Origin of the sequence: Oceanobacillus sp. FSL W7-1304 (assembly GCF_037969805.1) — a bacterium.
GTDB lineage: Bacteria > Bacillota > Bacilli > Bacillales > Amphibacillaceae > Oceanobacillus > Oceanobacillus profundus.
The window spans coordinates 1772945-1797512 of sequence record NZ_CP150211.1 but is presented as its reverse complement, the minus strand read 5'-3'; the positions used below and the strand labels follow the sequence as shown (position 1 = coordinate 1797512).

Genomic DNA, 24568 nt, shown 5'->3' with positions numbered 1-24568 from the left:
TTCCTATTTCCCATATAACTAGTTGTATCATATTTTTACAAATAAAAATTTTGTTTTCTTGCTCATACATTGTGATATCCTTTTATAACAAAAAGCAGCCGAGTATAATGTGAAGTAGAAAGAGGTGATTCCATGATAGATAATCAAGCGATGCAACTGACTAATGAACGATGGCAAGCGATTATGAATAATGACAAATCCTATGATAATATTTTTATTTACGCAGTTAAGTCGACAGGGATTTGTTGCCGACCTTCTTGTAATTCGAGAGATCCCAAAAAAGAAAACGTCCTTATTTTCAATAACGCGGATGAAGCAATATCAGCGGGATTTCGGCCTTGTAAACGGTGCAAACCAGGTGGCATACGCTTGCCGGATGAAGAATGGATAATCCAAATGAAAGAGTATATCGAAGGAAATTATCATGAAGCCATAACATTAGAGATATTAGCAGACGTGTGTCATGGAAGCCCTTATCATTTACAACGTACGTTTAAGAGGATTACAGGTTTGACACCTGCCGAATATATTCAGCAAGTACGAATGTCACATGCAATGAGAGAGCTCGAAACGACCGATAAATCAGTTGCAGAGATTGGATTTGCTGCAGGATTTCCAAATACGCCCTATTTCATAACGTTATTTAAAAATAAAACAGGTCAAACCCCTAAACAGTATCAGAAAACAAGGATGGAGGTGTAAGAAATGGAGAAGATCAATGGTAATATCGTATATTGGATGCTACTCAATCACGGGCATTGGGAGATGTATATTGCAGCAACTTCAGAGGGGCTTTGCTATGTTGGTTCACAGCATACACCATTTGAAGAACTTGCGGCATGGGTGAAAAAACAACTGCCCTCTTCTGTACTTTTGGAAGATGAGCATAAATTGAAACCATATGCAACAGAACTAATTGATTATTTGGAAGGACGACGTAACGTATTCACGTTACCCGTGAATCTTCATGGGACAGTATTTCAGCAAGCTGTCTGGGAGATATTGCAAGAGGTTCCATATGGACAGACGGTTTCATATACGGATATTGCGGAAAAACTGCAAAAGCCAAACGCGGTTCGCGCTGTGGGAACTGCAATTGGCGCGAACCCTGTCCTAATCATGGTTCCTTGTCACCGTGTCATCGCTAAAAGCGGAAAGTTGGCTGGTTACAGAGGTGGATTAGATATGAAGGAACAATTACTGGAAATAGAAAAACATAAATACGGTTGTGAAACAAATGATTAAACGTATTCAAGAATGCATTGTTTCTTGAACGGGTAGGGTACATACAATTGAAGCAGGAGAGGGACTTATTTTTACGACAAATTATCGCCCGGTAAAAGGGACAAATGGGTACTATCGGTCAAAAATGCGGTATGGGTATGTACATTCACTTCTGAAACAAGATATGGACTAGGCGTTATTTTTCACGATGCAAAGTAAAGAAAAGGGGCAGATTTTGTTTGAAGAGACAAATAATTTATAAATATCCAAAGACGATACTTAATAAAGGAACGGGTTATCTCTCGGGATATAGCCACTCATTGAATCCATATACTGGCTGTGCATTTGGCTGTTCCTATTGTTATGTAAGGCAAATGCCAGTATCATTGTTTCGCAAAGAAGAATGGGGAACATGGGTAGATGTTAAAATGGAAACTGCTAATCTGTTATATAAAGAGCTTCAAAAGGCAAAAACTAAAGGAAAAGTGACGATTTTTATGTCTTCAAGCACAGATCCTTATCAGCCCGTCGAATATAAAGAAAAGGTGACACGTTCATTGCTTGAAACCTTGGTCGACTTCCACCCTGATTTTTTACTCGTCCAAACACGCAGCCCACTTGTCAGTAGGGACATTGATTTATTAACACGCATGGGCGATAAGGTCCGGGTGAGTATGACTATTGAAACAGATCTTGAGTCTATACGAAAACATTTTACACCAGGTGCACCACCGATTGCAGCCCGCCTAAAGGCGCTTCGATTATTGAAAGATGCCGGCATACCGACACAGGCCGCGATTGCACCTGTACTTCCGAGCAGTGAAGCATTTCCGCATCAATTAGCAGAACTGGTTGATCGTGTTTGTGTGGATGATTATTTTATGGGAGACGGTAGTGGTGGAAAAAGGACAAAGAGAATGGGGATTTATAATTTATATGAGTCCTTAGGTTTGGCGGAATGGTATCATCCATCTGCATTTCAGATTGTTTACGACAGGCTCAAAAATGCTTTCTCTGAAAACCAGATTTATTTAAGTCAACAAGGTTTCGAACCTTGATTATAGGTTGAGTAAGAAGTAAAGTGGTACGTTAAAAGAACAATTAAAGTTACTCAATCGAAAAGTGGGTCATTCAGGACAAGACAAATCCTGATGACCCAATCTCTCTGAAATCAAGTATTTCGATACCTTATTACAGAAGCGAGTATACAGGTAGCAATCGCTTCATCACTTTAATTGAGTTGTAAATTATCCAATCGTGTAAAAAGCTAACTTCCTACCTTATCATAAAGGAAAAAAGATTAAATATAAGATTTTTCAATAATTTTTCCGGTATGATGTTCTATATCCGATCTTATTCATGTATTTGCTTTAATTTGCAGTTTGAAAATGTTATGAAAGAACTGTAACATGTTTAATTGTACTTAAATTTATCTCTCCTTAATGCTTGAAAAGTTTTTGCCCATTTTTAGGAAACTAAATATATAAACGTATGAAAAGCTAAAGATTAATAGCTTTTTGATAAGGAGATTTGAAGAATAGTCTACAGGAGGAGTAAACATTGAAAAAAGTAAAGCATCTAGGAATAATTTTTGGAATTTTGGCTATATTTATGCTTGCAGCTTGTGGCAATTCAGATGGAAATGCAGCTGACAGTAATGGTGAAGCTGACTATAGTGAAGAAGTGGATTATACCATTACAGGGATTGAACCAGGAGCAGGGATCTCTGTTACAACGGAGAAGGCGATCGAAGAATACGATAGTTTGCAGGGCTGGAACGTAGAATTATCTTCTACTGGAGCGATGATGACTGAACTTAGAGGTGCAATTGAGAATGAGGAACCGATCGTAATTACTGGATGGAATCCGCACTGGATGTTTGCAGAGTATCCAGATATGAAGTATTTGGAGGATCCTCAAGGTATTTATGGTGGGGAAGAAACCCTTAATTCATTGGCAAGAATTGGGCTGGAAGAGGAAAAACCAGAGGCTTACAAGCTAATTGATCAATTCGAGTGGAATGTAGAGGATATGGAAGAAATCATGTATGAGTCTGAACAAACTGGCAAAGCAGTAGAAGAAGTAGCAGTTCAGTGGGTTGAGGATAATGAAGATAGAGTAGCCGAATGGGTAGAGGGCGTAGAAGATGTTGATGGAGTAGAAATCGAACTTGCCTCAACACCATGGGATTCAGAACGTGCATCTTCAGGTGTATTAAAAGAAGTAATGGAGCAAAAAGGATTTAGCGTAACTGTAACCGAGTTAGATGTAGCTATTATGTTTGAATCGATTGCAACAGGAGATGCGGATGCCACTTTAGGAGCTTGGTTACCGATAACACATAAAGATTTTTATGAGGCAAATCAAGATAACATTGTTGATTTGGGTCCTAACTTAACTGGTGCTAAAATTGGCCTTGTTGTTCCAGAGTATATGGATATTGATTCGATTGAAGATCTTAATTCTAAATAAAAGCCTTAATAATTATAGGAGAAACGACTTTTTAGTTGTCGTTTCTCTTTTTAGTTGTTTATGGTAACAGTTAACAATGATACACCTTTTGTTCCATCGGATTTCAGCCCTTAGTCTGAAGAATTTGAGTTTAAATAACAATATAATCTATATTAACGACATATTATAAAAGGTGTGCATTATTATGAAAGAGAAAAAAGCATTAAAAAGCCCATTGATAAGTTTTGTTATCACAAGTTATGTCATATTTTTTGTGTTTTTTACGGTAATCGGTATAAGTATTGTATTAGGTGCACCTGAGAGCATAACAAACATATTGCAAATCATCTCTGCGTGGTCATCAACATTTGCATTCGTTGTTTTATTTAAAAAGATTTATCCGGGGTTAAAGTTAAAGGAATTTGTAAAGGAGCAATTTGCTTCAAAACTTAAGCTTTCAGTTCTTAGCACTATAGTGATTATTCAAGTTATAGTCCTTGCGGTAACTATATTTCTTCCCTCCATTATAAACAATAATCAAAACGTAGCATTATCATTTACAGGAATTGGACTATTGTTTTTTGCATTTATAGATACTTTAATAAGGGGTCCTTTAGGCGAAGAATTAGGTTGGAGAGGATATGCATTAAATGAACTTCAAAAGAAATACTCTCCCTTGAAATCAGCACTCATTGTAGGTGTTTTATGGGGATTTTGGCATACTCCACTATGGTTCGCTTCAGGGTATACCGGAGTAGATTTAATCAAGTACATTGTACTTTTTATGATTGGTATTATTTCTTTTTCTATTATTGTGACGCTGTTCTACAATCTAAATAAGAACCTTGTGATACCAATTATTACGCACCAAATATTTAATTTTTCTCTGGTGCTGACTAAAGGAGACTTATTAGACATTTTGGTGTATGTGATGATTTCCTATTTTGTTGTCGCAGTTATATTAATTGTTGTAAACCCAATGGGAATTCTATACAAAAAATATATGTAAATTCAACTTGTTATGAATGAACCGTGTACAGATTGGAAAATGGATAAAACTTTACGGCAGGAGATAATTTAAACAAATCCACTTTTAAAAAGAAAAAGCAGAGGTTATTGTGCTATATTGAATAAGTAAGTTATCGAAATATTAGTTTTATTTTACAAATGATGTTAAGTTAAATTACAAGTCTAGGTAAATTCAGGAGATTACAGCAACTTTTAATTGCTTGATAAAGATAGGGGAGAAATGTAAATGACCATTGAACTAAGACCTGTTACAAAGGATAACTTAATAGAGGTATCTAAATTAACAACAAATCCAGATAATAAACCTACTGTGTTCGAGGATTTTGTTGCTTCAAACGCCTTTTCGATTGCCCAAGCTAGTTTCTACCCTTCCTATATAACAGAAGCTATCTATCATGACGATGAGGTAGTTGGTTTTGTGATGTATGGTATAGATGAGGATGATGGTCTTTTGTGGATTCCTAGATTTATGATTGATGTAAAACATCAAGGAAAAGGACTTGGAAAAAAGAGCTTTCATATAGTCTTAAAGAAACTTAATCAACAATATCCTGAGTCTGACATTTATATTAGCTTTGAACCTGAAAATATCATTGCCAAACAGCCATATACTTCATTTGGATTCAAAGAAACAGGAGAGATAAATGAAGGAGAAGTGGTTTTTGCTCTGAAAAATTAAAAGACACCTTTTCGTAGAACAAACGGCATGATTTGATTTATAGAATTTCATAACCAATATAGATGAGAAGAAACGAAAAGTAAACTATAATTACATTGCCGGAGTAGTGAAAGAGAACAAAGCTGTCTCATTTTCAAGAGACAGCTTTGTTGTACACTTCTATTGAGTTACACAAACTACTTCACTAGTATCTCGTGAGCCATATTATCAATAAACATGCTCCACCTCATACCCCTCTTCTTCCAAAATCGAAACTACATGAGGCTCCATAATTAAGTGCAAGCTACCGACAATAACAAAGTATGTATCGCCATTATCTTCCTCAAGAAACTCCGTAATTGTATCGGCCATTCCATAGTTACGTTCATCATTCAATGCTTCCATAAATGCTTGTTCTTCAGCTGTTGGCTCTGCCTCTTCCTCGGTTAAAGCAGTTAATAGTTCATCGACATCCCCTTCTTTATAGAGGTTGAATAGCTCTAGCATATCTTCCTCATAATCATCGATATCAACTAATGATTCCTCTAGCATTTGAATTTGATAGTCATCCGATGTATCAGCAAAAATGCTCAGCTGTTCCTCAACTGTTTCGAGGGCAATAATTTCTTTGTCATCTTGAGCGGCTCTGTCTAAAAAGTATTGATCGACCCCATTCATAAAACCAAGTTGTTCCGTCATGAGCTGTTGAATGGTGGAGGATAGGAACCATGGCTTAAAGCCTTCAACCATCTGTAATGGCAATCCAAGTTCATCTAGTGTCGCAGATAAATCAGAATACACATCTTCTGGAATATGATCTTCTATTGTGGTCCCGTCTTGATAGGCGCCAATATCCATTGTTAATTGCTGTACCTCCATTACATTTAAATCGGTTATATCAATTTCAGGCACAACGACATCAGCTTCTCGATATGCATCTTCAATTTTTTCGTTTAATGGATAGAAGTCTTCTGTTCCAGCATGAATGGTTCCTTGCAGATAAACGGTTGTATCACCATTTTCTACTTTCCACAAAAAGCCACCCGGACCATCCGGACTTCCGACGACCTCTGTTTCTTCCGTGAAGTGAACGACAACGTCTTGTTCGGTTAATTCATCTAATAGTGCTTGTTGCTCCTCATCAATTGGATTACTCCTTACATTAACTTCTTCGAGACTTTCTAAATCCTTTAAAAGAGAGAAATCATTAATTTCATTATCTTCTAATGATAATACTTTCAAATCATCTAATAACTCTATTCCAGTAAGGTCCTGAATACCTAAACCAGAAAGGTCAAGCTCAACTAATTCATCGAAATCTGACTCGTATAACTCTCCGTCTGTTTTTTCAACTTCCGCACGTAATCCTTCCTCTAATTGTTCATCGGAAAAAGAAACAGCTTCTTCTGATTGACATGCCGTGATAACAAGTGCAAGCGTCACAATCAGTAAGTTGGCAAATAGGCGTTTCATAAGAACAGCTCCTCTTGTATGTTGTGTTTTTATCATTGGGATGAAAATAAGTGATGGTGAAGTTTTGTACTAATATTATCCCTGTCTCGATTATAAATGATAATTGGTATGATTAGGAAAATAATATGAAAAAACTCTGGTTATGATTAGTTTTATAAATCAGATTAAAATTTAACGAACGTTAATATATTTTTACATAAATAATGTACGCATTTTGTTGACAAATCGTTACTGAGTTAGTAATCTATTGATGTGAATTAAAAGAAAAGCGTATAATTTCGGGGATAGGGCCCAGAGTTTCTACCAGACTACCGTAAATGGTCTGACTACGCAAAGATGAAAGTAATCAAGGGATTGATGTAATCTCTTGTATTACCCCTTCTTGCATAGTTAATGGGTAGTGCTCTTGGTCAAATGATCAAGGGCATTTTGGCAAGCATAAAAGTATAAAACTTTTAAATTTGCATGAGTGCTACTAAGGCATCCGCTTAAAAGCATAGCGAATGCCAAGTTTGCTAATTTCCGAAAAAGCTGAGGAGGACAATGAATGAAAAAGTATTTTCAGTTTGATGAACTGCGGACGAATTACAGAACGGAGTTTATGGCTGGTTTAACCACGTTTTTAGCGATGGCATATATTCTTTTTGTTAACCCATCAATACTTGCTGAAGCGGGAATGGATGAACAGGCTGTCTTTGCAGCAACTGCCATAGCTGCAGCTGTTGGTTCGTTATTTATGGGAGTGATTGCGAAGTATCCAATTGCATTGGCGCCTGGAATGGGATTAAACGCCTTTTTTGCATACACGGTTGTATTAGGCTATGGTATTCCTTGGCAAACGGCATTAGCAGGAGTTCTAGCATCAGGAATTATCTTTATTATTTTTACATTAACAGGTTTACGTGAACTGATTATAAATGCTATTCCTGCAAATATGAAATTAGCAGTTGGAGCAGGGATTGGGTTATTCATTGCTTTAGTTGGGCTTATTAACTCAGGAATTATTGTTAGTGATGAAGCCACTTTAGTTGCACTTGGTGACTTAACTTCACCAACTGTTTTATTAGCTATCTTTGGGGTTGTCGTATCTGTCATACTTCTAACGCTCGGTCTAAAGGCTGGGATTTTCTACGGGATGATTCTAACGGCAATTGTGGGAATGATCTTCGGGTTAATCGCTGCACCTTCCGGAATTGGCAGTATTGTAAGTTCTGTTCCAAGTCTAGAGCCAACATTTGGTCAAGCGTTTTTGCATTTTGGTGAAATTTTTACATTAGAAATGCTCGTTGTTATTCTAACGTTCTTATTTGTTGATTTCTTTGATACTGCAGGGACACTGTTAGCAGTCGCAAGGCAAGCTGGTTTAGTGAAAGATAATAAACTGCCTCGTGCAGGAAGAGCATTGTTTGCAGATTCGACTGCAACTGTAGTTGGAGCAGTTGTTGGTACATCTACAACAACTTCTTATGTCGAATCAACGTCTGGTGTTGCTGTTGGTGGACGCTCTGGATTCACCTCGGTTGTTACAGCTGGATTCTTCTTATTGGCTTTGTTCTTCTCACCATTATTAAGTGTTGTAACAGCAGAAGTGACAGCTCCTGCATTAATTATCGTCGGTGTGATGATGGCGAGTGCGCTGAAACATATTGAATGGGAACAATTTGAGATCGCAGTACCTGCTTTTTTAACAGTACTCATGATGCCGTTAACCTATAGTATTGCAACAGGAATTGCAATTGGATTTATTTTCTATCCAATCACAATGATTGTAAAAGGGCGGGCGAAAGAAATACATCCAATCATGTACGGATTATTTGTTGTCTTTGTTCTATATTTTGTTTTCTTAAGTTAGCCAAGAGAATGTTTCTTTTCTCTTGGCTTTTTTTATGTATCTATCCAATTACTGATGGTCACAATGAAATGGCTGATGTTTTAAATGAAAAAGCTGATGTTCACAAATAGTTTTTCACGAATACTTACTCACATCAAAAAGTTGAATCAATATGTAATACGTTGGATTATTACCACGAAATAAACATAAAAAAGGACTACTGTTGCAGATTTGAAATAAAGTTAAATCGTTTGTAAGAAGTTCGACCATTTATTCAAAAGGTTGCACCGTTTTCCCCCTTTGGATAAGATGAATCCAAAGGGTTTTTTACGGAAAACCATATTCCGCAATCAGGCCATTATGCGGAATAACGTTATGAAGGATTTTTATTTTTGGAGGGAGGGTATCTAATGAAAAACTTTCATTACGAAATTAAAAAGCTTCCTGCCTATCGTGCTATGGGAATTAAATGCGACGTTGCATTTACTGAAATGAAAAAGATTAAAGATGTGATTCAAAGTGGAATTAACAGAGTGGATGAGCTTGAATATGCTGTAAATAAAGATACAAGATTGGGCTTTTCTTATCATATTCGATCAGATGGTTTCGTTTATTATTCTGCCTATGAAGTACGGGAGGAACAACAACTTCCAGAAGATATGGTTGAAATTCATGTGCCAGAAATGACCTACTTGGCCACAAAACATGATGGTGGAAGTATTGAAGAAACTTATGGAAAAATCATGGAATGGCTAAATGAAAATGAATACATAGTTTTTAAAGAGCAAGGTGTTGATTACTATGATGACTTGCCGATAAAGCATGAAAAATACCCAATTGATGTAGATACAAGGGATCCACATTTTGAAATCTTAATACCTATAGAAAAGCTATAGACAATCTAAATGAGGTGCTTTTGCGGAACAAGCGCTTTGCAGGCCATTTAATGGATTAATAAGGTAGCTTAGTAACAAATCATTTGACATTCAAAGGAGGAGTTTCTTTGAAGTTTAACACTGAAAGATTAACAATTCGACCGTTTAAAAGTAATGACTTACATAATGTATTTAACATTTACAAAAACGATGATACATGTAAATATCTCCTGCATGATAAATGGACACATGAAAATATGGAAGAAGAGTTTAATAAAAAGCTAGAAAATAGTGCACTTACTAAAGAATCAATGTTAAGTGTGGCGGTAGTAAATCGTTCTAAAGTAATTGGAGATTTATCTGTATGGTATACAGATATGAAAGATACTGTTGAAATTGGTTATAGTTTTTCTAATGAATCTTCAGGAATGGGTTATGCAACAGAAGCCGTGGGCAGTTTAGTCAAGAAGCTATTTGATGAATTTGATGTGCATCGTATACAAGCTAACCTTGATGCAAGAAATGAAGCATCACAAAAATTATGCGAGCGTATTGGTATGAGGAAAGAAGCTCATTTCATTCAGGATTTTTGGAATAAAGGGGAATGGACAGATAGCATTGTATATGGAATGTTGCTTTCAGATTTAAATTAAAGCTAAAATCAAGAATACCTGCTAATATCAGTTTAACCGAACTTAGGTAAATAGAGTGGGATTGTCGAAAATCACATAAGAAAGTGGTCAAGCTTTTTTATAAAAATTGAACAATCCCTCACAAAGAAAAGAATCCATTTTGATCAGTCTTTTTTCAAAATGGATTCGTAATACTAGTATTTTGATCGACCTTTATTTTAAACCTACTACTAACAAAATAGAAGCTCCTAATACATTATTCCACTTCCCGAACCGCACCCTCTTTTCCGAATGGCAGCAAGTGATAAAGAATAAGCGAGACCGTTCCGATTGCTGCGAGAGACCCCATAACTAGATACATCATGCTTCCACCAAATAATTCGATAATTGGACCACCTGCTAATGAGCCGATAATCCCGGAAAGACCAAAGTACACAGAGAAGAAAATGAGATGACCAGTTGATTGTAGTAAACTCGGAATTAATCGTGTCACATATTCAAAGGCAGCTGTGTAAAATACACCAAACGTTAATCCATGCATGAATTGAAGTGCGATAACATGCATCGGGTCATCAACATATGCGTATAAGAACCAACGAATCGTATAAAGGATTGCTGCAGCTATGATAAAGATTAATGTTCGGTACTTTTTGAACCAAAAGCCTGCAAGTGCAAATACTGCAGCTTCTGAAATAACTCCCATGAACCAAGCAAGTCCAACTAACGATTCGCTTCCGCCAAGTTCTGCAATATAGAGTGCTATATAATAATCATTCATGCGGTGGGTTATGGTAATAAAGACAATGACAACCAGAAAGAGAAGGAAAGGTTTATTTGTAAAAATTTTGCGAACATCTTTCAACTTTACAGGCTCTGATTCCACTTTCACATCTTTCATTGGAATGAGGACAAATAAAATAACGAGTCCGAAAAATAAATACGGCCAAATCATATATTGAACACCGAATTGGTCAAGAATTCTACCAACAATTAATGCTGAAATTGCAAAGCCAACAGAACCCCACATCCGAATTGAACCAAAGGAAATATTTAATTCATCTGCTCGTCTTTGGGCAAGGCTGTCACTTAGCGCTCCAATTGGTGTCGCGAAGAAGTAAAACGCTGCGCCTGTAATTAAGATAGTCGATAATGTATCCATCTGAAAGAAGATAGAGCTTCCAATTAGGAGACCAATCACACAAATGAACAATATTTTTCGTACTGTTTTGAATTTATCGCTTAAATATCCCCAAATTGGCTGTGCAAGAAGGGATGCACAAGATTCAACTGCGAGCACCCAGCCAATTTCAGTTCCGTTTAACCCACGATAATGTAAATAAAGTGGCAAAAAACTAATCAGAATGGTGTTGGAGGCATGAAAGCTTACAAATAATGTTTTTAAAGGTATAAGTGATTTTTGTATGGACAAACGTCTTGGGCCCTCCTTATATAAAGTCTACGATTAAATAGTAAGCATATAAATGAATGTGTTAGACTACTATACCATGATTTTTTAGTGTTAAATAGAATTGTTAAGAAAAAAACAAATAACAGATTAATCAGAATGTATTGGTTGCACAGACCAATTAGGAGGAGTTGTAATGAAACCAATTATTGGAGTAACAGCGTCCATGGAAACGGACCGGGCTTACTACAGTACAGCTAAACGAAATGTGAAAGCAATTATCGATGCAGGAGGTATCCCTGTCATTCTACCATACATCATAGAAGGGGAGGATGTTGCAGAAATTGTTAACCGGTTGGATGGTCTTTATGCCACAGGTGGGGGAGATATCGACCCGATTCTATTTGGAGAAGAACCGCACCCTAAGCTTGGTTTGATTATACCGGAACGCGATCAATCGGAACTTATTCTTATTCAAAAAATGCTAGAAATGAAAAAACCAATTCTTGGTGTTTGTAGGGGAAGTCAGATTTTAAACATAGCTGCTGGTGGAGATATGTATCAAGATATTTATTCGCAAATCGATAAGCAATTGCTCCAGCATTCGCAAAAAGCGCCTTTTGATTATGGTTCCCATTTTGTTTATGTCAAGAAAGACTCGCTATTACACAAGCTGACAGGTGAAGATAAATTACGTGTGAATAGCTATCACCACCAGGCTAATCGTAAGGTTCCGAAAGAGTTTCAGATTAGTGGGGCTGCAAGTGATGGTGTGATTGAGGCAATTGAGAGTAAAACCCATCCTTTTGTACTTGGCTTGCAATGGCATCCGGAGGGGATGACGGAAGTAAATGATGAAGCATCGCTTAAAATTTACGCTGGCTTCATTAAGGCAAGTATTTCTAAATAGAAGGAGAGCTGTCTTTTAAAGACAGCTCCCTCCTCGCAATTATTTCCAAACGCTATCAATAAACTCATCTCTTCCAGATTTCGCACGGTCTTCTTCATATTCCGCTTTATGCGTTTTGTAAAAATCCTGATGGTAATCTTCTGCATGATAAAAGGTGGTAGCTGGAAGAGTCTCTGTAACAATCGGTTTTGAGAATTTGCCACTTGCAGCTAATTCCTGCTTAGCAGTCTCCGCTAATTCTTTCTGGTTTTCATCGTGATAAAAGATTGCAGTACGATATTGGTCTCCACGATCATCAAACTGTCCCCCAGCATCTGTAGGATCAATTTGTTTCCAAAATAAATCAATGATTGTCTCGTAGGAAATTATATCTGGATCATAGGTGATTTCAACTGCTTCATAATGTCCCGTTGTACCAGTTTTTACTTGTTCATATGTCGGGTTTTTCACATGTCCACCAATATATCCGGAAATAACACTATGTACGCCATCCCATTGATCAAATGGCTTTACCATACACCAAAAGCAGCCCCCTGCAAATGTCGCCTTTTTAATTGTCATTCATGATTCCTCCCTGTATGAATTGGAACGATAATCTAGTAAAATATACTATATCACAAATAAGCAGGTGACATAATGGAAGAACCTCACGTACATAAAATATTTACAAATCATAAGGAGTTAATGGAATCCTTTTTATTACAGAAAACGGGATTTTTGAGTGATGCAGAGAGTCAAGATGCTAATAAAAGCAAAATGGATAAAGCAATCTTTGCTTACCCAATTAAACATTATACGGAGTTGCAAGACATGGGGTCGAACGGTGAAAATTTTGCTGTGCTTGAAATGGATGAATTTACTGTGTTTATTGGAGATACGTTTAAAATTGGTGATGCCATTATTCAAGTTTCGCAGCCCGGCCCTGTATCAAGGCAACATCTTCAAGGTGGATTACAAACAGGCTGGTACTTTCGGATAATACAGGAGGGGATGATTCAAGGCGCGACAGATTTTGAATTACTTGAGCGCCCATATCCAGAATGGTCAATTGCGGCATGTACAGAAGTAGTATATTTGCATCAAGATGATTTTCGCGCTGCAGATGATTTGTATGCCTGTGAAGCACTTGGTGATATTTGGAGACGTACATTGCGAAAGAGATTACGGGGATTTTAATTGACCTTAAGTGCGTGTTCACCAGATTTTTTGAACAACCTTCTATAATCAAATATCGATGCACAAAGGAATGGTTATCTTGCTAGCCATTCCTTTTATGATATTAGAATATACAGTGCTTGTAATTCGTAATTCCAATAACTTCCACGTAAGTGTTACTTCGCGCATTTCTACAAGTTCTCGGGCGGCACCTCTACAAGAATTTAGTTTTATTCCTATTTAGGAAGGGTAGTAGAAAAAGGATGTATCAATTACATTTGTTGACGAATTGTTATACATATACATGCAATTCGAAACATAGGGATTAAAAAAATGAAAAATTAGAGGTGAGTCAATGGGGTTAACCCAGCAAGAAAACGATGATTCAGACGGTAGGAAGGATACAATTATTGACAAGATAAAGAGCGTTGGTCCAGGGGCCATTATTGCCGCGTCATTTGTTGGTCCGGGGACTGTGACAACAGCAACGCAGGCTGGTGCATCATTTGGCTACGCGCTTGTCTGGGCGGTTGTGTTTTCGATTATTGCTACCATGGTTTTGCAGGAAATGTCAGCTCGCCTAGGAATTATCGCACAAAAAGGTTTGGCAGAGGCGATAAGAGATCAATTTGCAAATCCTATTATTAAATATAGTGTGATTTGGTTTGTGATCATAGCCATTTCGGTAGGCTGTGCAGCGTATATGAGTGGTGATTTGAATGGCACATCATTGGGTATATCTGCTTTAACAGGTGGATCGGTTAAAATGATTGGTCCGATCGTTGGTGTTATTATCCTAATACTTGGATTAACGGGAAGTTATAAATTAATTGAGAAATTAATGATTGTATTTGTCGTTCTCATGAGTGTTATTTTCATTACAACCATGTTTATAGCAAAGCCAGATATTGGAGGGATTCTTACTGGAATGTTTGTGCCGACTATTCCGGTTGGTTCCATTATAACGGTTATTGCTTTAATCGGAACAACAGTTGTACCGTATAATTTGTTTATTCACTCTACATCTGTGCAGGAAAGATGGAATAAGCCTGAGCATTTGAAAAAGTCACGTTGGGACATTTATTTATCGATTGGCGTCGGAGGATTGATCACAGCAGCTATCTTAATTACATCCGGTACATTAATGAGAGGAATTGAAGTTCAAAGTGTTGTCGATTTAGCGGTACAATTAGAGCCGCTTTTAGGAACCTATGCAGAAGCTTTTCTTGCAATTGGTATCTTTTCAGCAGGGTTTTCTTCTGCTACTGCATCAGCACTAGGGGCAGCAATCACAGTCAGCAGTATGCTAAAGTGGGAGAATGGGATGAAAAATTGGCGTTTTAAAGCGGTCTTTGCTTCCGTTATCCTCATTGGAATCATTACCTTTACCTTCAATTTCCAGCCGATGGATGTTCTACTTTTTGCTCAAGCACTAAATGGCATCCTTTTACCTGGTATTGCGATCTTGTTAATGATTATTATGAACAACAAAAAAACACTTGGCAGCTATCGCAACTCCATAAAAATAAATGTGATCGGTTCTGTTGTTGTGTTAATCTGTCTTGGTCTCGGTATGTATAGTTTTGTTACCGCTATTCAATCATTCTTAGCATTATAATAGGTGAGTTAGCATGATAATCAAGAAAAGTTCCATTATTGGTGTCTCTGTGCTTTTTTTGCTGGACACCAATTTGGTATGCTCGGATGAAAAAGGAAATTACCCACAGGTGGAAAGATAGCTCATAAAAAAATTAATGCGATGGTACAAATTATATTTAAAATGAGGTATTCTAAAAGTGTGTATTTAAAATGAAATTTTACAACCTCTAAAATGGAAATAAATCTAAGGAGGAATTCTATTGCTAAGTAATGCATTAATCATGCTTGCAATTATTTTTGCTGTTAATGTTGTCTACGTATCATTAATGACTATCCGAATGATTTTGACACTTAAAGGACGCAAATATATTGCTGCTTTTGTCAGTGTGTTTGAGATAACTGTATATATTGTTGGTTTGGGACTTGTACTAGATAATTTAAATGAAATTCAAAACTTAATTGCTTATGCACTTGGGTTTGGAACGGGATTAATTATTGGCTCCATAATTGAAGAAAAGCTGGCACTCGGTTACATAACAGTTAATGTTGTTTCCACTAATCCTGATCTTAAATTTACAAAGAGAATTAGAGAAAAAGGATATGGAGTCACAAGCTGGTCATCGTATGGGATGGATGGAGATCGGTTATCGATATCAATTCTCACCCCGAGAAAATATGAGTTAAGGCTATACGAACTGATCCAGGAAATAGATCCGAAAGCATTTATCATTTCCTATGAACCAAAACGGATTCATGGCGGGTTTTGGGTTAAGCAAGTACGAAAAGGAAAGCTAATGAATCCAAAGAAAAAAGCTGCTGCAGAATCGGCGAAAAAGCAGATAGAGCGGGAAGAGCTAATGAAAGAAGATTCCAGTTCAGTAAATCAAGAAAAGAAATGAGTAGACGTTCATAAGTCTATTCATTTTTTTATGCATTGTTATAAGATATGGATTCTTGAAATATAAATCAATTTATAGGTAAACAATGGTATGATAAAATAATAGAATATAAAAATAATTTGGAAAGGAGGATGAAAATGAGACATATACCAATTGTCCATAGCCAGCTTTCTCCACCGCCAATACGTGACCGATTTGTACAGCGCAGTCATTTGAATAAAAAGCTCATGCAGATACCGAACTACCCGTTAACATTATTGTATGCTGGAGCTGGATATGGCAAAAGCACGGCATTATCTCTCTTTACCAAAAATAGAAATGCAGCTGTCTGTTGGTATTCCATTTCCAAAAATGATGATGATCTCTTTCCATTTCTAACAAAACTCATTAGCTCTATTCGGCAATGCCATCCGCGGTTTGGCAACTCCATCGAAAAGGAATTAATGCGGCTGGATAATTATATGAATACAGAAGAAATTTATTCACTCGCAACGTTCTTTATCAATGAAGTAATTCAGCTTAATGAAGAAATCCTGATAATCTTAGATGATTTTCACCTTGTGATGAATTCGAGTGAAATTGAAAATATGCTCTTGTATGTAGTCGAATATATACCATCAAATTTGCATATGATTGTCTCGAGCCGGAAAAAACCACGTTGGAATATTCTGCCCAAATTAAGGGGACAAGGGGAATTACTAGAGCTAACGCATTTTGACTTTGTTTTGTCGCCTGCTGAAATGTCCTATATTTTAGAGGAAATATACAAGACTGATGTTTTGGAGGAAGAGGTAGCGCAAATTTATCGCGCTACAGAAGGGTGGGCAATCGCATTCAATATGTTAGCCCAACAAATTGCTGAAAATACGTCCATAACTGCGATTTTACAAAATAAAAAGAAATCATTAAAGGACTTGTTTGCTTATTTGGCCTCGGAAGTATTGTCCAAACAGTCGTTAATTACACAGCAGTTTCTCATGCAGTCCAGTATATTTCATGTTTTATCACCTGAGATTTGTGATCACGTCCTTGAAATTAAAGGATCAGAAGAAATTCTAGTTGGACTCGTAGAACAGAATTTGTTTATTGAAGAAGGGGAAGGAAATGTCTATCGTTATCATGCATTGTTTCAAGCTTTTTTAGAAAACTTATTTATGCGTAAATATGAAAATGAATTCAACCTTTTGCATAAACGGGCAGCTAGCTACTATAAGCAAGTAGAGGACTTGGAATCTGCACTATATCACTATAAAAAGATAAATGAATCACAAGCAATTGCTGTCTTATTAAATGAGCATGGCCGTACAATGCTCCAATCTGGTAGATTGCAAGCTTTATATGATTTACTAGTTGAACTTCCTGACAATTATAAAGGGCAGTATCCACTGCTTTATTTTTATCAAGGGGAAATTGAGCGGTACAGATCATTATATGATCAAGCAGAGCACAACTATAATGCGATAAGTGATGCAATCACAAAAGGTGATAAAGCAAAAGACTATATTATGAGTCTTGCTTTAGAGGGAAAGGCACGTATCTATTTGGACACGATTCAGCCGGACCGGGCAGAGCATTTTGTAAATCAGGCCATTCAATTGCGTGAAAAAGCCTCCGCATCAAAGGAAGAGATGGCACGGCTATATGTATTAATGGCTGAGAATTTATTGAATGCCGGTCAAGCAGTAAAGGCAGAGGTTTGGTATGATCGTGCAAAGCGTCTAAACCTGCCGTTGGAAGAGAGTGAAAGTAATTTACAAGCGAGAATATATTTGAGGACAGGAAGGCTTGCACAAGCGAAGGAGATTTTAATTGCACGTAAACAGCAAAATGCAGGAAGTGAGAAAGAGCATTTGCCACAATCGCATCGAGAAACGGATTTAATTTTATCGATTATTGAAGCTTTTATGGGCAATGAAAAAGCAAGTAAACAATTAGCATCAGATAGCATTCAATTAGGGTTGGCGATTAAATCACCTTTTGTAGAAGCATGTGGCTGGATGCGATTAGGACATGCAGTTCAATTAATCAATCAATATAATCACAAATTAGCAATTCAATGCTACCAAACTTCCCTTGATATAATGGAGAAGATTAATGTATCTCGGGGCAAGGCAGAGCCATATATGGGGCTTTCTATTCTTTATGGGAAGCAGCAAGCATACAGCCTCGCGATGGATAATGCAAAACGAGGATTGCTGGAAACAGAGAAGGTAAATGACCGCTGGCTAAGTGCATTAATTAAGCTAGGAATTGCGATTACAGAAGTGTATCGGATGAATTACGATCAAGCAGTAAAAGCGATTGAAAAAGTAAGAACAGATATGATTGCTTGTGGTGATCGATATGTTATGATGGTTACCTCCTTTTGGTCAGCGTACATCGCATTTGAAAAGGGAGAGGCGGATGGATTTAAAGAAGAAATGATTGCGTTTCTTACAGCGGTTCAAGCTGAAGCATACGACTTTTTTCTGAAAAGAAGAACGACCTTTGGTCCGCTTGATATGCAAAACATGGCACCGATGCTGCTCAAAGCAAAGCAATTAGATATCGAATCTACCATTGTTACACGCATGCTGTCTGATCTTGGACTTGATAAAACTGTTAAAAATCATCCTGGCTATACGTTAGTAATTCAAACGTTAGGTCAATTCAAGCTATGGCTAGGTACAAAGCAAATTGAGTCAAACGATTGGCAACGTGGGAAGTCGAAGGAGTTATTTGAGCTTTTTATAACTAATCGAAATATAAAATTACAAAGAGAAGAGATTTTCCAAAGTCTCTGGCCAGACCAAGATGAAAAAACAGCAACTAAAAACTTTAAAGTAACCCTTAATGCTCTCTTAAAAGTACTAGAGCCACATCGAAAAGCAAGAGAGGATTCCTTCTTTATTATACGAGAAGGCAGCTCCTACGGGATTAATCCTGATGCGGTCTATGAATTAGATACGATCACGTTTGAAGCGCTTATCTTAAAGGGATTAGAAGAAAGTAATCCAAAGCACGCAGCAGAGTTATTAGAAAAAGGGTTAATGGTATATCAAGGTGATTACTTAAAAGACCTTCGATTTATTAGCTGGTGTACCACTGAAAGAGAACGCTTGCGTCAGTTGTTTTTACGTGGTGCAGAAAGGCTAGCGCAGCATTCGGTTCGATTACTAGACTTCCATCGGTGTATAGAATGGTGTGAGAAAATCCTAAGCTTGGACTCCACGTGGGAGGAAGCATATCGCCTAATGATGTATTGCTATTATCAAAATAATAACCGTCCTCAAGCGATTCGATGGTATGAGAAATGCTGTAATGTGCTGCAAGTGGAATTAGGTATCGAGCCAATGCAACAAACAGAAGAAATATATGATTTGATTATGGAATCAGAGGAATTAGACAAATATTGAGGAAGTTCTAAAGTATGTTATATCGAATGAACATCAAGCATCCGATTTCTTGGATGCTTGATTTTTTAAATGAATTTAGTAACTTTTAATATTTAAAATAAAATACACTTGATAATTTTTAGATAATTATTTATAATCAAAAACTGAGGGGTGATTCATATGTCAGAAATTAAAGCGACACAATTAACTAAAAAGGGAATAAAAACAAGGCAAAAAATATTAGCAACGGCAGAGCAAATCTTTGGTGAAAAAGGATACTTTGAAACATCGATTGCTGAGATCACTGTACGAACAGGGGTAGCACAAGGGACGTTCTACAATTATTTTCCAACGAAAAAGGCGATATTTGATGAGCTGATTTATCAATTAAGTTCGGATTTCCGTTATGCGATTAAAAAGAATATGGATGAGGCTGACACATTTGAAGAAAAACAACGTGCGGGGTATTTTGCCTTTTTTAAATGGGTAATGAACCATCGTAATTTATATAGCATTATACAGCAATCCGTATTAGTTGATAACGAGCTTTATCGATGGTATTACGAAAAAATAGCCGATGGATTTATCAGAGCCATTGAGACAGCGGTTGATAGTGGAGATTGTAAACCGTTAAATCCAGAAACCGTGGCATATTGTTTAATGGGGATTGGACAATTTATTGGAATGCGCTGGGTGCTTTGGGAGGATAAGCTCGTACCAGAGGATGTATTTGATGAAGCAATGGAAATAATCTTTCATGGAATACGTGGCAGGGGGTAGACGAAATGGAGTCAATTGCTAATTGGATTCATAAGCGAGGATTAATCACGCCGAATCGCACCGCATTAATAAGTGAACATAATCAATATACCTACAAATCCCTTTCTACTAAAGTCAAATCGATGGCTGGTTTATTGCAAAACAAGTATCAGCTGGAAAAAGGAGATCGGGTCGCAATTCTTTCGCACAACCGGGAAGAATATATTATTTCTTATTTCGCAATAGCGCAGCTTGGTCTAATTGCAGTTCCTTTAAATATCCGTTTACGAGCTACTGAAATAGCTTTTCAATTAACGGATAGTGGCACAAAAATGATTCTCTTTGAAACAGAGACAGAAGCATTACTTGAGGAAATAAAAGACTTGTTCGTTTTTGAAAACGCTTACTCGTTTGATGAGAGAATAGCAGATACCGAAGAAACAGTAGTGACAGTGGAAGTAGACGCGAGTGTGGATCCGTTTATTATTTGTTACACATCGGGAACAACTGGAAGGCCAAAGGGAGCTGTATTAACACAGGGAAACATGTTTTGGAATGCGGTAAATAATCAATATGCAATAGATATTACTTCAACAGATATTGTTCATGTGCTGCTTCCATTGTTCCATATCGGAGGAATTGGTTTATTTGCTTTTCCAACATTACTTGCAGGTGGATCCATCGTTATTCCCGGTAAATTCAATGCAGAGCTGGCGATTCGTTCCATTGAAACCCATCGTGTAACGATCGTTATGGGAGTCCCTACAATTCATGATGCAATTAGAAAGCATGCCTTATTTGATACAGCCGACTTTTCATCCGTGAGATGGTTTTATAGTGGAGGAGCCCCTTGTTCAGAAGAGATTATCCGCTCATTTATTGATCGTGGTCTTCCGTTTGGCCAAGGAATGGGGATGACAGAAACTGCTCCAACCATCTTTATGTTGTCTAAGGAGGATTACAAGCGAAAGATAGGATCCATTGGAAGGCCAGTCATGTTTTGTGAGATTGCTCTCGTAGATGAAATGGGTCAACCAGTTGATACTGACGAAGTTGGCGAACTGATTATTAAAGGACCAAATGTGATGAAAGAGTATTGGGGGTTGCCTGATAAAACAAAAGAAGCAATACGTGATGGGTGGTTCTATTCAGGTGATTTAATGCGTCAGGATGCGGAAGGCTTTATTTATGTGGCTGGAAGAAAAAAAGATATGATCATTTCTGGCGGGGAAAATATTTATCCATTGCAAGTGGAACAAACCATTTATGAGCTTCAAGCAATCCATGAATGTGCTGTAATTGGGATGGCTGATGATAAATGGGGAGAGGTACCGATTGCATTTATCTCATTAAACGATGGGAAAACCATAAGTAAGACAGAAATTATGGCACACTGCAGAGCGAACTTAGCAACTTATAAAGTACCGAAAGACATTCGGATTATCGAAGAATTACCGAAAAATGCGACTGGAAAAATAGATAAGGGAAAACTTACTCCTTTATTCAATTTCCCAATTTAAATTTATCAAACTAGCCTAAAGGGGGAATTACATTGGATTTTGCAGTTGGTGATGCAGCAGCTTTTTCGAGGACAATAACAGAAACAGATTTTACTATTTTTGCAGGTTTAAGTGGAGACTATAACCCGATACATGTGGATAAGGAGTATGCAAGGGAGACATTTTTTGGAGAACGAATTAGTCATGGGCTACTAACTGCAAGCTTCCTATCGAGATTATTAGGAATGCATTTGCCAGGTCCTGGATCTGTGTATGTATCACAAACCTTAACCTTTAAAAAGCCTGTCTATATTGGCGATACGATTACAGCTAGAGCAGAGGTCATCAAGGTAGAAGATGAAAAAAGGCTGCTAACGTTGGCCACGACCTGTTTAAATCAACATGGAGAAATCGTATTGGATGGCGAAGGGGTTATGAAACTACCAAAAAAGGAGCGTAATCGATGATTGGCATACAAGCAACCAGTATTTATGAACCAGAATTGAAAGAAACTGCAGTAGATTTAGCAGTTAAAACTGGGATACCAGAGCAGGTTATTGTGGAGAAGTTTGGTCTTTATGAAAAACGAATTGCTCCGGATCATTTGCATGCATCCGATTTGGCAATTGCAGCAGGTAAGAAAATTTTAAGGCATATCGATCCGAAAGCAATTGATGTTGTGATTTATTTTGGTAGCCCCTACAAGGACTATCCAATTTGGACAGCGTCCTCTAAAGCACAATATGAGCTTGGAACAACTAGTGCATATGCCTTTGAAATGATGAATGTAAGCTCTTGTTTTCCAATCGCAGTCAAAGTGGCGAAAGACATGATTCGTTCCGATGAAAGTGTTAACCATATTTTACTCGTTGGCGGATCAAAAGAGTCCATGACAATCAATTACGAGAACCCTCGTTCACGGTTTATGTTTAATTTTGCGGATGGTGGGACCGCTGCATTAGTATCGAGAAATGCGACAAAAAGTGAGATTCTTGCTTCATCGATTATCACGGATGGTTCGTTTAGCGGTGATGTACTTGTTCCAGGAGGAGGGTCTGTCCAGCCTGTTAGTACGGAAGTGGTAGAGAAGAAACTACACTTTCTTGATGTACCCGACCCACTAGGAATGAAAGAGAGGCTTGATCCGGTCTCCATACCGAACTTTACGCGTGTGATCAAACAAGCGGTAGAAAGGAGTGGAGTAAGACTAGATGATTTGAAAATGCTCTTTCCATTGCATACAAAGAAATCCATGTTCCGTGAGATGCTTGAAGGAGTTGGCTTAAAGGAGGATCAAGCTGTTTACTTAACACATCACGGACATATGTCTGCACTTGATCCATGCTATGGGCTTCATCTGGCAGAACGAAACGGATTATTGAAGAACGGGGATATCGCTGTTATTGTTTCCGCCGGAACTGGCTATACGTGGGCTGCTACTGCGATTCGTTGGTTTGGGATGGCTGTGTAAAAGACGTAGGTTTACGCAATGCACTGTAACTTCCTTGTAACTTGAAAATTTTATGATGATTGTAGGTAAAACGATTCTATTCAAAGGGGGCAAAAAGTAATGATAGCTAGGAGATTTGGAGTTGTTTTGATTGCAGTGTTGATCATTGGTGTACTAGCAGCTTGTGGAGATAGTGAAGGGGCATCCAGTGAAACAAAGGATACAGTCAAGGTTGGTGTACTTATTTCAGCAACTGGGGCATTAGAAACATACGGTGGCATGACAGAAAGAGGATTTAAATTAGGAATGGAATATGCTACAGACGGAACGATGGAAGTTGCAGGCAAGAAAATCGAATATATTTTTGAAGATACAGAGACAGACCCGACGATTGCACGGCAAAAGGCATTGAAGCTACTGGAAGATGATGAGGTAGATTTTCTTGTTGGATCATCAAGCTCAGGCGATACGCTAGCTGTAACACCATTAGCAGAAGAATACGAAAAAATCATGATTGTTGAACCAGCTGCAGCTGATAGTATTACAGGCTCTGAGTACAATGATTACGTATTCCGTACGGCAAGAAATTCCTCACAGGATGCCATTGCAGCCGCTGCAGCAGTAGCGGGTGAAGGAGTTAAAATAGCAACGCTTGCACCAGATTACTCCTTTGGTCATGATGGGGCAAAAGCATTTATCGAAGCTGCAGAGGAATTAGGGGCAGAGCTTGTTCATGAGGAATATGCCGATCAAGCAGCAACCGATTTTACAGCGAATATCCAAAAAATAATTGAAAAGAAACCAGATTATCTTTTCGTTGTGTGGTCGGGAGCAAATACACCATGGAATCAAATTGTAGATATGCGTGTGGAAGAGCAAGGAATTAAAGTAACGACAGGTGTTGCCGATAATGCAACATTGCCATCTATGAAGCCTTTAGTAGGGATGGAAGGTTTTACGCTTTATTATCATACACTACCGGATAATGAAGTGAATGACTGGTTAGTTGAAGAGCATAAAAAACAATATGATGGTGAAGCACCAGATCTATTTACAGCTGGAGGTATGAGTTCAGCTCTCGCAATTGTGGAAGCGCTTAAGCAAACGGATGGTGATACAGACGGTGCAACATTAATTGAAGCGATGGAAGGAATGAGCTTTGAAACACCAAAAGGAACAATGACATTCCGTCCAGAAGATCATCAAGCATTGCAGGAAATGTATTCGGTAACATTAGAGGAAAGTGATGAATTTGATTATCCAGTTCCAGTATTAAAACGTGTTCTAACACCGGAAGAAACAGCACCGCCAATTATGAATGAGTAGTTGTAAAACGCGTTACAGG

Annotated in this window: 22 protein-coding genes, 1 pseudogene and 1 riboswitch; of the genes and pseudogenes, 20 read left to right on the top strand and 3 right to left on the bottom strand. The window is 37.7% G+C overall.

The window, feature by feature from the left end; translation table 11 throughout:
* Positions 1-132: 132 nt before the first annotated feature.
* The 7 genes and pseudogenes from NYE61_RS09065 to NYE61_RS09035 all read left to right on the top strand — a co-directional run bounded on the left by NYE61_RS09065 (position 133) and on the right by NYE61_RS09035 (position 5383).
* Positions 133-702, top strand: a complete 570-nt coding sequence (locus NYE61_RS09065) for a bifunctional transcriptional activator/DNA repair enzyme AdaA (RefSeq protein WP_303447788.1) — start codon at positions 133-135, stop codon at positions 700-702.
* A gap of 3 nt (positions 703-705) precedes the next feature.
* Positions 706-1245 carry a methylated-DNA--[protein]-cysteine S-methyltransferase gene (locus NYE61_RS09060; RefSeq protein WP_303447787.1) on the top strand — a complete coding sequence of 180 codons (540 nt, stop codon included), beginning with the start codon at positions 706-708 and terminating at the stop codon, positions 1243-1245.
* Between the two features lie 31 nt (positions 1246-1276).
* A pseudogene (locus NYE61_RS09055) lies at positions 1277-1443 on the top strand (2OG-Fe(II) oxygenase); the annotation flags it as partial.
* Positions 1444-1463: 20 nt separating this feature from the next.
* Positions 1464-2282, top strand: a complete 819-nt coding sequence (locus tag NYE61_RS09050; protein ID WP_303447786.1) for a radical SAM protein — start codon at positions 1464-1466, stop codon at positions 2280-2282.
* A gap of 502 nt (positions 2283-2784) precedes the next feature.
* Complete coding sequence (locus tag NYE61_RS09045) at positions 2785-3696, top strand: glycine betaine ABC transporter substrate-binding protein (RefSeq protein ID WP_303447785.1); 912 nt, start codon at positions 2785-2787, stop codon at positions 3694-3696.
* Between the two features lie 184 nt (positions 3697-3880).
* On the top strand, positions 3881-4684 hold the full coding sequence (locus tag NYE61_RS09040) for a type II CAAX endopeptidase family protein (RefSeq protein WP_303447784.1): 804 nt from the start codon (positions 3881-3883) through the stop codon (positions 4682-4684).
* 246 nt (positions 4685-4930) lie between these two features.
* Positions 4931-5383: a GNAT family N-acetyltransferase gene (locus NYE61_RS09035; RefSeq protein WP_303447783.1), complete on the top strand. Its 453-nt coding sequence runs from the start codon at positions 4931-4933 to the stop codon at positions 5381-5383.
* Between the two features lie 207 nt (positions 5384-5590).
* Here NYE61_RS09035 and NYE61_RS09030 read toward each other — a convergent pair whose 3' ends face one another.
* Positions 5591-6835, bottom strand: a complete 1245-nt coding sequence (locus tag NYE61_RS09030; RefSeq protein ID WP_303447782.1) for a TraB/GumN family protein — start codon at positions 6833-6835, stop codon at positions 5591-5593.
* 248 nt (positions 6836-7083) lie between these two features.
* Positions 7084-7184, top strand: a riboswitch (purine riboswitch).
* Between the two features lie 198 nt (positions 7185-7382).
* On the opposite strand from NYE61_RS09030, the gene NYE61_RS09025 reads away from it, so the two are divergent.
* The 3 genes from NYE61_RS09025 (at position 7383) to NYE61_RS09015 (ending at position 10194) form a co-directional block, all read left to right on the top strand.
* Positions 7383-8687, top strand: a complete 1305-nt coding sequence (locus tag NYE61_RS09025) for an NCS2 family permease (protein WP_095312539.1) — start codon at positions 7383-7385, stop codon at positions 8685-8687.
* A gap of 389 nt (positions 8688-9076) precedes the next feature.
* Positions 9077-9562, top strand: coding sequence for a GyrI-like domain-containing protein (locus NYE61_RS09020; RefSeq protein WP_118890102.1), 486 nt, complete (start codon positions 9077-9079; stop codon positions 9560-9562).
* Positions 9563-9669: 107 nt separating this feature from the next.
* Positions 9670-10194, top strand: a complete 525-nt coding sequence (locus NYE61_RS09015; protein WP_095312545.1) for a GNAT family protein — start codon at positions 9670-9672, stop codon at positions 10192-10194.
* Positions 10195-10429: 235 nt separating this feature from the next.
* Here the strand turns inward: NYE61_RS09015 and NYE61_RS09010 are convergent, their stop codons facing one another.
* A complete protein-coding gene (locus tag NYE61_RS09010) occupies positions 10430-11602 on the bottom strand; it encodes an MFS transporter (RefSeq protein WP_118890103.1) in 1173 nt (390 codons plus the stop codon).
* Positions 11603-11774: 172 nt separating this feature from the next.
* Here NYE61_RS09010 and NYE61_RS09005 point away from each other — a divergent pair, with 172 nt between their 5' ends.
* A complete protein-coding gene (locus NYE61_RS09005) occupies positions 11775-12488 on the top strand; it encodes a gamma-glutamyl-gamma-aminobutyrate hydrolase family protein (protein ID WP_118890104.1) in 714 nt (237 codons plus the stop codon).
* A 39-nt stretch (positions 12489-12527) separates the two neighbouring features.
* Here NYE61_RS09005 and msrA read toward each other — a convergent pair whose 3' ends face one another.
* Complete coding sequence (msrA, locus tag NYE61_RS09000) at positions 12528-13049, bottom strand: peptide-methionine (S)-S-oxide reductase MsrA (RefSeq protein WP_118890105.1); 522 nt, start codon at positions 13047-13049, stop codon at positions 12528-12530.
* Between the two features lie 75 nt (positions 13050-13124).
* Here msrA and NYE61_RS08995 point away from each other — a divergent pair, with 75 nt between their 5' ends.
* From NYE61_RS08995 to NYE61_RS08955, 9 genes are all read left to right on the top strand, one after another.
* Positions 13125-13664, top strand: a complete 540-nt coding sequence (locus NYE61_RS08995; RefSeq protein ID WP_118890106.1) for an MOSC domain-containing protein — start codon at positions 13125-13127, stop codon at positions 13662-13664.
* 334 nt (positions 13665-13998) lie between these two features.
* Entirely contained in the window at positions 13999-15261 is a 1263-nt protein-coding gene (locus NYE61_RS08990; RefSeq protein WP_339317330.1) for an Nramp family divalent metal transporter, read from the top strand.
* Between the two features lie 241 nt (positions 15262-15502).
* On the top strand, positions 15503-16141 hold the full coding sequence (locus NYE61_RS08985; RefSeq protein WP_303447776.1) for a DUF2179 domain-containing protein: 639 nt from the start codon (positions 15503-15505) through the stop codon (positions 16139-16141).
* Between the two features lie 137 nt (positions 16142-16278).
* Entirely contained in the window at positions 16279-19536 is a 3258-nt protein-coding gene (locus NYE61_RS08980) for a BTAD domain-containing putative transcriptional regulator (protein ID WP_303447775.1), read from the top strand.
* 159 nt (positions 19537-19695) lie between these two features.
* Complete coding sequence (locus NYE61_RS08975; protein ID WP_095312566.1) at positions 19696-20295, top strand: TetR/AcrR family transcriptional regulator; 600 nt, start codon at positions 19696-19698, stop codon at positions 20293-20295.
* Positions 20296-20300: 5 nt separating this feature from the next.
* Positions 20301-21794 carry an AMP-binding protein gene (locus NYE61_RS08970; protein WP_118890107.1) on the top strand — a complete coding sequence of 498 codons (1494 nt, stop codon included), beginning with the start codon at positions 20301-20303 and terminating at the stop codon, positions 21792-21794.
* Between the two features lie 26 nt (positions 21795-21820).
* Entirely contained in the window at positions 21821-22240 is a 420-nt protein-coding gene (locus NYE61_RS08965; protein WP_187393182.1) for a MaoC family dehydratase, read from the top strand.
* Positions 22237-23244, top strand: coding sequence for a 3-oxoacyl-ACP synthase (locus NYE61_RS08960; protein ID WP_095312575.1), 1008 nt, complete (start codon positions 22237-22239; stop codon positions 23242-23244). Before NYE61_RS08965 ends, NYE61_RS08960 begins: the two co-directional genes overlap by 4 nt.
* 99 nt (positions 23245-23343) lie before the next feature.
* Entirely contained in the window at positions 23344-24549 is a 1206-nt protein-coding gene (locus tag NYE61_RS08955) for a substrate-binding domain-containing protein (RefSeq protein ID WP_187393178.1), read from the top strand.
* The last annotated feature ends 19 nt before the right edge of the window (positions 24550-24568 follow it).